9 protein-coding genes and 1 pseudogene are annotated in these 13,578 nt (G+C 51.7%); 2 read left to right on the top strand and 8 right to left on the bottom strand.

Annotated elements, in window-relative coordinates; genetic code table 11:
• The first annotated feature begins 74 nt into the window (after positions 1-74).
• Positions 75-2,117, top strand: a complete 2,043-nt coding sequence (locus BEB54_RS07090; protein ID WP_105277403.1) for a hypothetical protein — start codon at positions 75-77, stop codon at positions 2,115-2,117.
• A 37-nt stretch (positions 2,118-2,154) separates the two neighbouring features.
• On the opposite strand, the gene tyrR is transcribed toward BEB54_RS07090, so the two are convergent.
• The 3 genes from tyrR to BEB54_RS07075 form a co-directional block, all read right to left on the bottom strand.
• Entirely contained in the window at positions 2,155-3,696 is a 1,542-nt protein-coding gene (tyrR, locus tag BEB54_RS07085; protein ID WP_032184038.1) for a transcriptional regulator TyrR, read from the bottom strand.
• A gap of 147 nt (positions 3,697-3,843) precedes the next feature.
• Positions 3,844-4,905, bottom strand: coding sequence for a YcjF family protein (locus BEB54_RS07080; protein ID WP_000138728.1), 1,062 nt, complete (start codon positions 4,903-4,905; stop codon positions 3,844-3,846).
• Entirely contained in the window at positions 4,902-6,299 is a 1,398-nt protein-coding gene (locus tag BEB54_RS07075; protein WP_105277402.1) for a YcjX family protein, read from the bottom strand. Before BEB54_RS07075 ends, BEB54_RS07080 begins: the two co-directional genes overlap by 4 nt.
• A 144-nt stretch (positions 6,300-6,443) precedes the next feature.
• On the opposite strand from BEB54_RS07075, the gene BEB54_RS07070 reads away from it, so the two are divergent.
• Entirely contained in the window at positions 6,444-7,442 is a 999-nt protein-coding gene (locus BEB54_RS07070) for a LacI family DNA-binding transcriptional regulator (protein ID WP_105277401.1), read from the top strand.
• A 110-nt stretch (positions 7,443-7,552) separates the two neighbouring features.
• Here BEB54_RS07070 and ompG read toward each other — a convergent pair.
• The 5 genes and pseudogenes from ompG to BEB54_RS07045 all read right to left on the bottom strand — a co-directional run bounded on the left by ompG (position 7,553) and on the right by BEB54_RS07045 (position 13,576).
• Positions 7,553-8,460 (bottom strand): annotated as a pseudogene (ompG, locus tag BEB54_RS07065) (monomeric porin OmpG).
• A gap of 44 nt (positions 8,461-8,504) precedes the next feature.
• Positions 8,505-9,587, bottom strand: coding sequence for an ABC transporter ATP-binding protein (locus BEB54_RS07060; RefSeq protein WP_000057969.1), 1,083 nt, complete (start codon positions 9,585-9,587; stop codon positions 8,505-8,507).
• A gap of 13 nt (positions 9,588-9,600) precedes the next feature.
• On the bottom strand, positions 9,601-10,260 hold the full coding sequence (gene pgmB, locus BEB54_RS07055; RefSeq protein WP_105277400.1) for a beta-phosphoglucomutase: 660 nt from the start codon (positions 10,258-10,260) through the stop codon (positions 9,601-9,603).
• Complete coding sequence (gene ycjT, locus BEB54_RS07050) at positions 10,257-12,524, bottom strand: kojibiose phosphorylase (protein WP_105277399.1); 2,268 nt, start codon at positions 12,522-12,524, stop codon at positions 10,257-10,259. The genes pgmB and ycjT overlap by 4 nt, the downstream gene beginning before the upstream one ends.
• Positions 12,521-13,576, bottom strand: a complete 1,056-nt coding sequence (locus BEB54_RS07045; RefSeq protein WP_039020823.1) for a Gfo/Idh/MocA family protein — start codon at positions 13,574-13,576, stop codon at positions 12,521-12,523. Before BEB54_RS07045 ends, ycjT begins: the two co-directional genes overlap by 4 nt.
• Between the last annotated feature and the right edge of the window lie 2 nt (positions 13,577-13,578).

Raw genomic sequence — 13,578 nt, 5'->3', positions numbered from 1 at the left:
GCCACTATTCCCCCTAACTGTTGTGCATTAAGATTGCTCTTTGCCATTATTAGCCCAGCGGAGTGATGACTATTATGGATGATAAACAAATTACGGTCTGGCTTAAACACAATTGCTGTTCAACGGACATTCCTGCCATTGCCGAGGCACTAACGAACCATGCAGAATGGCTTTTAGAGCTAGCGCCAGATCCTATTGAACAAGGTAGTTCATGTTTACCGCCGGCAGCTGCAGCTGGTATTTTTCTTGGCGCAGCGGCGATGGTTCACTGCGGCGAGGCTAGTGGTGCAGAAACCTGGCTCGAAGCAGCCATTACTGATTACCATTTCTTTAATCCAAACGGATATAGTTCATGGAGAGGTAGTACGCCTGTTTTTACAGCATTATCGCGTTACCCGGCATTAAGAATGGTGTTATTTAACGCCGCTTGCGCAATGGAAGACTGGAATAAAGCATCCGCTGTTCTTGAATCGCTTTTCCATGCCAGCGATGTCCCGGAAGATAACCCTGTCGCCCCAAATTTTACCCCTTATGCGCTGAAAGCGTTTATCGCGGATTACCACCCGTTAGGGCCTGCTTATTATGATGAAACCTGGTTGCTGGCAAAACAAGCGTGGTTAATTAATGCGGGCGTTCTGGATGAGCGAACCTGCAATACCTGGAAGCAATATACCCGCCACTTGCGCCATTTGATCCACAATGCACAGTTTGCCGATGCGCTCTCTTTTGTACGCAGTAAAAAAGAACCGTTAAATCATATCCATACCTACTCAGACTTTTATCTGTATGCGATTGGTTTATTTTCTTATACTAGTCAGCTAAATGAAGCGCTGACCTGGATAAAACAGTTAATCCACAACAATGATGGTCATTTCTGTGATCTTTTCGTTTCAACTGGCAAAGAGCGCCGAATAAAGCCTGAACTTAGTACATTGCTGAATAATCTCTTGCACAGCGCAGAGTTTCAGGCGTTGCAGGATAAATATCTCACCGTCGGACATGATGTTGTGCATTCTGGTCCCTTCATGTCACTTTATGAAAAGGTTCTTGGCGGTAAGTCCCGAAAGCGCTGCGCGATTAGTCGAAAATTAATCTCGCCCGGCGAAGCGGTTTATGAATATCGTCAGCTGGATAGTGTGGAATATATTGCAGCGAAAGCGGCCTTTCAGACATCTGAGCTAAATAATATCGCTCACCGGCATCATAATGATAGTTATCAGTGGCATGAATTTGCCGCCCAATGGCCTCGTCGGGGTTCACTTTCTCACCCAGATATTGCCCGTTATTTGTTTGAGCGCCAGGAAGGAAAATGCTTTGATGCCGCAGAGTTTATACAACTGATTGCGGAACCGTTTGTCTTTCCGATGCGTTTCATATGGGTTGCCGGGTTGTCCTTTGAATTACATCAGTATCCGGATGCCTATTTCGTAAATGACAATATGGCGGGTGAATTTGTTAATCTCTGCTGGATGGCTATGAAATGCGGACATGCTGGCGACATTTTCAAACAACTGGCCCACGAGCCGCATGACGTTGCTGACCCTATTTACGCCATGCTCGCCACGTTTGACCGCGCTGATTGCCGTAGCGCCGCCGCCGCGCACTTTGGACAACCGGAACTACCGGAAATAATGGCACTGGCTTTCAGTTCGAGGTTATCGCTCGACAGCGTCCTTACCATCGCTGAGTTTGGTAAAAATCAGCCGCGATTTTCACATGCGCTAGCAACGGCCCTCCTGCGTTATAACCTGCACATCTACTCAAACTATATGCCGCAGGTTAACTGGTACCTTCAGGGGCTGGAACACTATGCTTTGGCAAAAGGCGGTCAACTTTTAAATTTCTTTGTGCATATTCCAGAACAAATTCCCGTTCTGGCGACCATGCTGGAACATGGTGTATTAGTGCGTGGGATCGGTGAAGGTGCCTATGATGGTTATGATAATTCAGCAAATTCATTTCATCATGCCGCCGTGATGCACTGCCTCACGCACGCGCCGGAAAAAGTCCGCTACTGGATGGAAACACCCTGGATTCAGAACTATTTAGTGAATGCGCCGCTGCGTCAAACGGCGCGCCATGTGGAAGCCTGGCATAAAAAGTTTGGCATCAAATGAACGTTGCCGCTGCGCCTGAACGGCGCAGCCAGCACAATCACTCTTCGCTTTTCTTCTGGTTTAAGCCATATTCCCGCAACTTATTGGCAATCGCGGTATGCGAAACGCCGAGACGTTTTGCCAGTTTGCGCGTGCTGGGATAATTGCGATAAAGCTGAGTTAATACCGAGCGTTCAAAACGGCTGGTAATTTCGTCCAGCGAACCTTCCATCGCATCTTCGCCCACGGCTACCGTTGCGGCGTCATAATCCGGCAACAAAATATCCTGAGGACGCAGCTCATAGCCGTCCAGTTGTGTCAGTGCGCGATAGATAGCGTTCTTTAACTGCCGCACATTTCCCGGCCACGCATAACGCGTAAGTACAGTATTCAGGTCAGCGGCCAGTTTCGGACGCGGCACGCCCTGCTCGTCGGCAAAGCGGGCGACGAACAGCTCGGTTAACGGCATGATGTCCTGCGGACAATCACGTAGCGGCGGCAGATTGAGCGTCAACACGTTCAGACGATAATAGAGATCTTCACGGAACACGCCTTTTTGCACCAGTTCGACCAAATTCTTCTGCGTAGCGCAAATAACCCTTACATCGACATGCACTTCATGATCTTCACCAACTCGACGGAAAGTACCATCATTAAGGAAACGCAGTAATTTCGCCTGCATCCGTGGTGACATCTCACCTATTTCATCCAGCAGCACCGAACCACCGTTCGCCTGCTCAAAGAATCCTTTCTTCCCTTCCGGAGCATGACCAAACAGCTCACTCTCGACCGCATCTTCCGGTATAGACGCGCAGTTCAGCGCCAGGTAAGGTTTACCCGCTCGTGGGCTTGCCTGATGGCAGGCGTAGGCAAAGAGATCTTTACCTGTACCGGTGTCACCCGTAATCAGCAACGGCGCGCTTAGCATCGCCAGTTTCTGCGCCTGTTCGACAACATGCTTCATTTTCGGGCTGACGGCGACAATTTGACTGAAGGCACTGACGTCCTGTGCAGCGACATTCTGCAACTGACGGCCCATACGAATCGTCGAGCGCAACATCACCACCGCACCGGTCAGAACGTGTTGATCATTTTCATCCTGAAGATAAACAGGCGTAATCTCCATCAGGAAATTCTGCCCATTAATAACGACATGCTCGTTATGCGAGTCTTGCGGTTCGCTTTCCAGCCAGCGTAAAAAATTAAAACCGTTAATTAATTGCGCGGCGGTATGGTTGCGCAGGCGATCCAATTTTTGCCCAAAAAGCTGACAGCTCGCCGGGTTCGCCATATCCACTTTGCTTTTCATATCAACAGAAAGCACAGGCTCAGGCAACGCCTCCAGTAACGCGCTCAACGCCAGATGCTCACGTTCGGAAGGCATCCACGGAACAGTGCGCACATCGGTAACACCTGCAATACGGCGTATTTCGGCCATCAGACTGCTGAAACTTTCAAATTCCAGTTCGGCAAAATTGAGGTAGATTCGCCCAATGGGGTCAATCTCAATACCGCGTAAATCAATGCCTCTCAGCACCAGTAGATCGAGTAATTCGCGGGTCAGACCAAGTCGGTCTTCACAAAAGACTTCCAGACGCATGGGAACCTTCACCTGAAAAAAGAACAATTAATATGATGATATGACACTATTTGGATAGCAGGAAGGTTTCTGTCAACAATCATTGACACAAAGACGGAAAAACGGGCACTTCGGCGTAAAGATATCCGGTCAGCACCCGATATTGCATTATTTTTCGCTGGGCGTTTTGCCTTTTTGCAGCGTCTCTTTCACCTGACCGATAAGCTGACGACGGAAATCCCCGAGGCGAGGTTTGTCATCGTCAATCCACGGCAGCGGGCGGCAAAGCTCCATAGCTTTAATCCCCAGTCGTGCCGTCAGAAGTCCAGCACCAATCCCCTGAGCTGCCCGGGTAGACAAACGCGCAGCGAGATCTTGCGACATCCAGTCCATCCCCACTTCGCGCACCAATTCGCTGGCTCCGGCAAAAGCGATATTCAGCAATACCAGCTTAAACAGGCGCAAACGGCTGTAATATCCCAGTTCAATGCCATACAGCGTGGCGATGCGATTGATCAAACGCAGATTGCGCCAGGCGATAAATGCCATATCCACCAGCGCCAGCGGGCTAACGGCGATCATTAACGTTGATTCCGCCGCTGAGCGACTGATTTCGCGCCGCGCCTGGGCATCTAAAACCGGCTGGACCAGATGAGCATACAGGCTGACCACTTCACGATCGTTCTGCGTTTCATGGATTGAGGCATACCAGCGTTGCAGTGCCGGATGCGACTGGTCGATGCCCGCCTGCTGCGCCAGTTTTTCGCAGAATGCACGGCCTTTACCCGTGCCGTGACTGTGCAACAAATCGCGCGCTTCGTCGCGTTCATGGGCGCGCTGTCGCAAGCGCCATAAGCGCCGCCACTCTGTTACCACTGAACCTACGCCAGCGCCGATAATCAATGCCCCAGCGGCACATCCACCCAGCGCTACCCAATCCTGAGTTTGCCAGGCATTCATCGTCCACTGCACGCCCTGCCCGACAACGCTTGCACCAAACAGAGCCAACCCGCCCATCACCATTTTGCGCCACAGGCTGCGTTTCGGACGTAACGCTGCGTCCATCACCGCTTCAACTTGCCCCTCTTCTTCCTGCGCTTCGTCGAGCGTGGCCGGGGCAAAATTTTGCGCCTGATTTTCGTCAAAGGTCTGCTGCGCCCTGAATTTTGGATTCTGATCGACCTCCAGTGGACCGTCGAAATCAATACGTGGTTTTAACGGTTCGGTCATCGCAATTTATCTCCTATTAAAAATTCCAGCGCAGCATCAAGACGAATATGCGGCAGCGGTTTGTCGACATCCATCACCTGCGGACGAAACGCCTCAAACTGGAAGCCTTGCTTATCCCAGAACGCCTGACCAGGCAAACGTGCGGGAACTTCGCCAGGATAAACAGTGAGCGGTGCACCATCACTGAGTCGATTACCGCGCAGCGCCGGGATTTTCTCACCGTTAACATCAATAATGCCGCTGGTGGTCGCCTGAACTGACGCCAGCCCCAGGCAGTCCATACTGATCCCTTCGAACGCCGCATTTTGCCAGGCATCCTGAATCAGTTGTTGCAGTAATGAAACCATATTGGCGTGCTGATCGATGCTCACATGGTCTGCTTTAGTGGCAGCAAACAATAGCTTATCGATAACCGGCGAAAACAAACGCCGGAACAGGGTTCGCTGCCCGTAGTGGAAACTTTGCATCAGCTGCGTCAGCGCCAGACGCATATCATTAAATGCCTGTGGCCCACTGTTGAGCGGTTGCAGGCAGTCCACCAGCACAATCTGCCGATCAAAACGCAGGAAGTGATTTTTATAGAACCCCTTCACCACTTTCTCGCAGTAATAATTAAATCGTTCGCGCAGCATTCCGGCATTGGTGTGCTTGTCGGCCTGTGCAAGTTTTGATTCGCCCCAGGCATCGACATCGGGCCACGGGAAGAATTGCAGCGCGGGCGCACCTGCCATATCGCCCGGCAAGACAAAACGTCCAGGCTGAATAAAGTGCAGCCCCTGCTGTTTGCAGTGGTGGAGATAATCGGTCCATGCGGCAGCAATGTCTGCAAGACGGTTTTCGTCGGCAGGTGCTAGTGGGTCCAGCCCTTCGCACATCATTCGCCATTTTGCCGACCATTCGCCGCGCTGACCATTGAGTAAGCCCGTCATCTGGCGCGACCAGCTTAAATAGTCCTGCGCCAACATCGGCAAGTCGAGTAACCATTCGCCAGGATAATCCACTATCTCCAGATACAACGTGGAAGTGTCTTTGAAGTGACGCAACAGCGAATCGTTCGATTTATAGCGTAGCGCCAGGCGAATCTCACTGACGCCGCGTGTTGGGGTCGGCCAGGCAGGTGGATCGCCATATAACTGCGCCAGCCCTTCATCGTAGGTGAAGCGCGGAATGCCAAAGTCACGCTGGGGAATGCGTTTTACGCCCAGCAGGCGCTCTTCACGCACCGCACTTAATAGCGGCAAGCGTGCTCCGGCATGAATATTGAGCAACTGATTGACCATCGCAGTGATAAACGCGGTTTTGCCGCTGCGGCTAAGTCCGGTTACAGCGAGGCGCAGATGTCTGTCGACACCCCGATTCACCAGCGCATTAAGTTCATTTTTAAGTCGCTTCATTGCTGTCCTGTGGACCAGAAAAAAATCATTCGTAAGGATATGAATGTGGGGGCCATGCCCTTGATTATCAACTGCCCGTGTTGTCATCTTGAGGCGAACTCCATAAGATGTGCAGCATTCACGTTCGGACGGAGTTCCTGACCTATGTCCCCTACTATTTATGATATTGCCAGGGTTGCCGGCGTATCAAAATCCACCGTATCACGCGTGCTGAATAAGCAAACCAATATCTCCCCGGAAGCGCGCGAAAAAGTGTTACGGGCCATTGAAGAATTACAGTATCAGCCAAATAAACTGGCCCGCGCGCTGACCTCTTCGGGCTTTGATGCCATTATGGTGATTTCTACCCGTTCGACCAAAACGACGGCGGGTAACCCGTTTTTCTCCGAAGTTTTGCATGCCATTACCGCCAAAGCGGAAGATGAGGGTTTCGACGTGATATTGCAGACGTCGCACAACCCGGCTGAAGACTTACAAAAATGTGAAAGCAAAATTAAGCAGAAAATGATTAAAGGCATTATTATGCTAAGTTCGCCAGCAGATGAGTCTTTTTTCGCCCAACTCGATAAATACGATATTCCGGTGGTAGTAATTGGCAAAGTTGAAGGTGAATATGCCCATGTTTATTCTGTCGATACCGATAATTTTGGCGACAGTATTGCGCTGACCGATGCATTAATTGAAAGTGGACATAAAAATATTGCCTGCCTGCATGCTCCGCTTGATGTCCATGTTTCGGTTGACCGCGTTAATGGTTATAAGCAAAGTCTGTCTGAGCATAATATTGCAGTGCGCAATGAGTGGATCGTTGACGGCGGTTATACCCATGAGACAGCACTGCAAGCCGCGCGGGAATTATTAAGCCAGTCACCGTTGCCTGAGGCAGTGTTTGCTACTGACAGCCTGAAATTAATGAGCATTTATCGTGCGGCGGCAGAGAAAAACATTGCTATTCCGCAGCAGTTAGCGGTGGTGGGTTATAGTAATGAAACGCTGTCGTTTATATTAACGCCTGCACCGGGCGGCATCGATGTTCCGACGCAGGAGTTAGGTCAACAAAGCTGCGAGTTATTATTCCGCTTAATTGCCGGAAAACCGTCACCACAAAATATTACCGTTGCCACGCATATGTCGTTGAAATAAATGCCAGCTACGTTGCCTGAATGCCGGATGCGATGCTGGCGCATCTTATCCGGCCTACATTTATAAACCGGATAAAGTACTCGCGCCGCATCCGGCAATTTAGCACATTATCAGAACGCGTAATTCACACCGACACCTGCATAATGGAATTTATCGCTGTCGCCTTCGTCGTGATCCTGCCACTCAAACGCGTATTCCAGCGAAACGGAAAGACCATTCTGGAAATCATAACCGTAAAACAAACCAAGACGGTTAAAATCATGGCCTTCACGTTCGATATCATCCTGCCAGTCCCAGTTACTCCAGCGATCCAACCCAATGCGCGTATACGGTGTTACCGAGTGATTGCCGAGCGTCAGCGGTAAATAGGCGCGAATTTCTTGCGTGGAGAATTCACCGTTATTGCGGCTGTCGTCCATATTGAAGCCGCGCTCGAGATAATAGTTCACTCGCAAGGCAACCGTTTCGTTGAAGGTATATTGCAGACCCGTTTCCGTTTCGACACGGGTATCAGCATAACCGGTTGTATTCAGATCGTTGGCAAATTTATACATCGACAGCCATCCGTTGAAACGTAAATCGTCAGTCAGTTTCACATCCCAGTCTGGCGCGATTTTCCAGCGCTGCATATTTGCCGTGTCTTTACCCGGTTCATCAACGTAGTGATAACCATAGTTACGGAAACCACCGGTCAGGCCGAAACTGAAATCATCGCTTTCGAGAAACTGATAATGCACTTCCAGTTCCGGGCGATCAAACCAGGTTCCACGTTTACCCGCGCTATAATCTACCGGCCCTTCCTGAGATAATAAGCCAGCGATATTCTCCACGGCCCGTTGGCAGCATTAAAATAGACGGAAGGCTCCGCCAGCCCGTCCATATCTTCGCCATAACCCTCGACGTTTTCTATTTCGTACATCGCGCCGATATTAAAGTGCCAGTCGTTTTTTTCCTCAGCCTGTGCGCAGGCCATTCCCGCACACATCACCAGTGCGGTACAGGGTAATAACTTTTTCATTATTGTTCCTTGTATTATCCTGGGGGAATGCCTTCCCCCTGTATTTAGCGAATTGCTATTTCCGTTTCTGCATCAAAGAAATGACATTTGGTCATATCGAAATGAATAGTGACGTTTTCTCCTGCATGATAATCATTTAACGCACCGGCACGGACCACCAGCTCGTGCCCCCCAACCGTGGTGTAGAGCATAAATTCCGCACCGGTTAATTCCGCCACGCTAATTTTGGCGGAAATGTTATTTTCCTCTTGCGCATCCGGATGAATATCTTCCGGGCGTATTCCCATCACGATGGGCTTATGCAAGCTTTCCTGCGTTTTCAGAACCGCTAATTTATCTTCGGGAATGGTTAATTTAAGCGTTTCCGTAACGAATTTATCGCCATCGATCGTGCCGCGAATAAAATTCATTGCTGGTGACCCAATAAAGCCGGCAACAAACATATTCGCCGGTTGGTTATAGACCGTTTTCGGCGCACCGACCTGCTGAACAATCCCATCCTTCATAATGACAATCCGCGTCGCCATGGTCATCGCTTCGGTCTGATCGTGGGTCACGTAGATCATGGTGGTGTTCAGTTTCTGATGCAGCTTGCTGATTTCCGCGCGCATTTGTACGCGCAGCTTGGCATCCAGGTTAGAGAGCGGTTCATCCATTAAAAACACGCCCGCTTCGCGCACAATCGCCCGTCCAAGCGCCACACGCTGGCGTTGCCCGCCGGAAAGCGCACCCGGCTTGCGTTTCAGGTACTCACGCAGGCCAAGGATTTGCGCAGCCCAGTTAACCCGCTCATCTATCACCTCTTTGGCGATTTTTTGCATCTTCAGGCCAAACGCCATGTTGTCGTAGACCGTCATATGCGGATACAGCGCGTAGTTCTGGAAAACCATCGCGATATTGCGCGCTTTGGCCGGAACGTCATTCATTCGTTTGCCGTCGATCAACAGATCGCCGCCGCTGATCTCCTCAAGCCCGGCAATCATACGCAGGGTGGTCGATTTACCGCAGCCTGACGGACCGACAAACACGATGAACTCTTTATCGGCAATCTCCAGGTTGAAGTCCTTCACCACATGCACCTGGTTATCGTAGATCTTTTGAATATGTTGTAACGAAAGCTGTGCCATGTTGATTCCTTTGCTATACGTTTTGCCAGAAGGCCGATAACCGCGGCCAGGTCAGGGACTCCGTTGAGGGCAACAGTAATTGCGCCCCAGTTAAGCCCGCGCCGATCCCCACCGAGCGCATACCGCTGGCGTTAATGGCGTCAATGCCCGCCTGTGCATCTTCAATGCCGATACATGCCTGCGGCAGCACGCCCAGCCCGGCACAGGCGGCGAGAAAGATTTCCGGATCCGGTTTCGAGTGTTTAAGTTGGGAAGCGTCCGCGCAGAAGGTGAAAAACTCGCGCAGCTCCAGCGCATCTAAAATCGTTGGGGCATTCAGAGAGACGGAGGCCAGCCCTACCGGGATGCCTTGCGCCCGAAGATCTGCCAGCAAAGGCCGAATTCCCGGCAGAACAGCGTTAACCGTCAGTTCGCGCAGTGAGTGGACGTAGAGCAGATTTTTGCGATACGCCAGTTGCGCCCGCTCTTGCACGTTAAAGTCGCCCTCTTTGCCCCCGTGTTGCAGAATGCGTCGCAGGGACTCATCGCGGCTGATCCCTTTTAACGTCTCGTTAAATTGCGCATCGATGCTGATGCCGATTTCGGCGGCAATCTGCTGCCATGCCTGGAAGTGCAGATGTGCGGTGTCGGTGATCACGCCATCCAGATCGAAAATTACCCCTTGTAGTTTCATTCATCCTCCTGATGTTTGGTAGCGGTCCCATTGAAGGGCAAAATAAAATCACCCAAACAGAAAACAGATTCTTCAGTCACGGAAATAAGCTGACCGTTCAACCGCATTGAAACGGGCGCAGAAGTTCGAATCGCAATACGCTGCGCGTCGAGAGTGACCTGTAATTCGCAGCCCTGCCAGAACAAAGGGAAAGATAACTGTTGCCACTGCTCAGGTAACGCTGGGTTCAGATGTAATTCGCCGTCGCGCACGCTGACTCCGGCAAAACCCTGAATCGCCCCCAGCCAGATAGCGCCAGTTGCGGCGGCATGGATACCGTCATCGCAGCTATGCGGATCAGCACCAAGATCGATTTCACTCCCCTCGCGCCAGAACGGGTAACTCTGCGCAAGCAAGCCACAACGCGCGGCAACAATGCCGTGGATCGCTTTACTCAATGACGAGTCGTGAATGGTGCGCGGTTCATAAAATTGCAGATTGGCGAGACAAGAGGCCGCTGAAAATTGTTCCGGTAGCATGTAATTGAGCATCACCACATCGGCCTGCTTGAGGATCTGCATCTCGTTCACTTCTGCGCGTGAATAATCCAGCAGAATGGTTTGTTTGCCTGCCGCCGCTTTGTATTTCGCCAGATCTATCGCCGGTTTCGCCATAAACGAATCATCCTGCGGCAAAACGCCGTCGGGCTGAATTTCTGGCATCCACAGCTCTTTGAGGAACATGTCGGCACGATGAATAAACGCGTCGTCGCTACAGCCAAACTGGCGAGCAATATTCAGCGCCTGTTGGACGTTGTAGCAGGCCATATAATTGGTGTATGCGTTATTATTAACGTGTTCGGTATATTCGTCTGGCCCAATAACATCATGAATTTCCAGACGATCGTTAACCCTTACCGCGCGGCTAATCCAGAACTTTGCGGTCTCCAGCAGTAGCGCCATGCCTTCGTGAGCAATGAAGCTTTCATCCCCTGTTACCTGCCAGTATTGAATAACCGCCCAGGCGATATCGGCAACCAGATGATGTTCTGCCTGCGCTGAGGCCACTTTTTGCCGCAGCCCGGTACGAATGTTAATGGCGGCAAATTCCGGCGTTTCTTCTTCGCCGCTACGTGCGCTCTCCCACGGAAACAGCGCGCCCTGCCAGCCATTGCGTCGCGCTTTCTCCTGCGCCCCCGGTAAGTTGTGCCAGCGATAGCGCAGCAAACTCCGGGCAATCGTCGGTTCGCTAAACAGATGGAACGGCAGCAGGAACACTTCCGTATCCCAGAAAACGTGGCCTTTGTAGCCTTCGCCGGTTAAGCCTTTCGCCGCAATGCTGCTACGCTCGTCATGGGCGGGCGTCATAATACGCAAATGATAAAGCGCATAGTCTAACGCCCGCTGATCGTGCGCATCGCAACTGTTTACCGTGATACGACGTTTCTGCCACCATTGCTGCCAGTTTTCTGTGGATGCTGCTAGAAGTTGGTCATAACTCTGTTGCGTGCACCTTTCGAGCTGGCGAAGCGACGCACTGCCCCACTCGTCTAAAGCGGCTTGTCGGTCGTCCCGCCAGTCAATCCACACCCGCTTTTGCAAGGTCAGTGTTTCACCTGTGCGAAGTTGCGCGCTGGTATGTTGCAGCAAACGGCGCTCTTTTGCGGTATAGCACTGCTGAACGTCACCACTCGCCTGACAGTGACAACTGATGGCCACATCACTGCGCCCATCCTGGGTGGTGTAGATCCCCTGCATCAAATGCTGACCAAACACCCGCACCTGGGTTTCGTCCAGATGCTGGCGACCGTGGTTGGTTTGCGTGGCATCAATGCCTGTTGAAATCAGCACTGACGCGTCGGCGTCCAGCGGGGTAATACTGATTTCCAGCGCGACCAGCGGCAGTTGATCTGTTGAAACAAAACGACGGCTTTCAAGGGTGAACCCTGCGCCGTCGCTGGTGCGCCAGATAACACTGCGGCGTAATTCTCCACTGGCAAAGTCAAGCTCACGCTGCCACGCTTCGCGGGATAACGAAAAAATCTCGCCGTTTAGGGTAATTTCCATTCCCACCACGTCTGGCAGATTCACCAGTTCGTTGATTTCACCTTTCCCGGCTCGATGATAAAGCCCTGCCAGATACATGCCGCGCGTCTGCCGCGTGTAATCTTCTTCATGGCTGGCACGAAGCCCAAGATAGCCGTTCCCCTGCGCCATTAATGAGGCATATTTATTCAGGGTATGCTGGCTGAAATGGGGTTCCGTTAATGTTACTGGCCTGGTCATAATTCCACACGCGTCCCTGTTTCTGCGGATTGATACAGCGCCGCCACCAGTTGCTGGATGATGTACCCTTGCTCGGCGTCGGCAATCATCACTGGCTTGCCCTGTACGTGATTGATAAAGGCTTCCATGCTGCGCAAATGACGGTTGTCGTCGGCCAGTTCCCGTTGCATCAGCGTCATTAATTCACCGTTGTTATCGGTATAGATATGCGCCGGAAACAGCGTGGCTCCGGCTTTATCACCGCAAAAGCTGACGTTCATAATCGACTGTTCGCGGATGTTGAGTGCAAATGATGTCTCCAGCCAAAGAATGCCGCCGTTATGAAATTCAATGGTGCCAAACAGCGAATCTTCGACGCTGTAGGTTGCCGGGTCCCACTCACCAAATTGACCACAGCTCTTTTGCGGGCCGATCTTTTGAAAGCTGTGCGCATTCACGCTTTTCACCGCCGGAAAGCCCAGCACATACATCGCGGCATCCAGCATATGAATGCCGATGTCGATCAGCGGGCCGCCACCCTGAAGTTCTTTATTGGTAAAGACACCCCAACCGGGAACGCCGCAGCGACGCAGGGCGCGGGCGGTCGTGACGTAAATCTCCCCCAAAACGCCGTTGGTCACCTGTTCACGCAGTTGTTGCGTATCAAGGGCAAAACGATGGTGAAAGTCGTAGGCCAGCACCTTGCCCTGTTTACGCGCGGTATCACACATCTCCCGCGCCTGTTCTGGCGTCATGGCGGGTGGTTTCTCGCACATCACATGGCAGCCTGCCTCCAGCGCCATCAGGGTATGCTCGTAATGAAAACGGTTGGGTGAACAGACGCTTACCACGTCAGGTTTTACCGCCAGCAGCATGGCCTGCGGATCGTCCCACACGGATGCGTTCCCGTATTTCTCTGCCAACGCCTGCGCCTGGGAAAGGCGGCTGTCACAGACAGCCACCAGTTCCAGATCGTTGCGGGTGCAGTAGTACGAAGCATGAACCTTATCCGCCACCTGTCCCGCGCCTATTATCGCGACCCGCAGCGGAGAGCTTGTCATTGCACTTTTCACAA

Source organism: Escherichia sp. MOD1-EC6021 (assembly GCF_002965245.1).
Classification (GTDB): domain Bacteria; phylum Pseudomonadota; class Gammaproteobacteria; order Enterobacterales; family Enterobacteriaceae; genus Escherichia; species Escherichia coli_F.
This window is presented reverse-complemented; position numbering and strand designations above follow the sequence as displayed.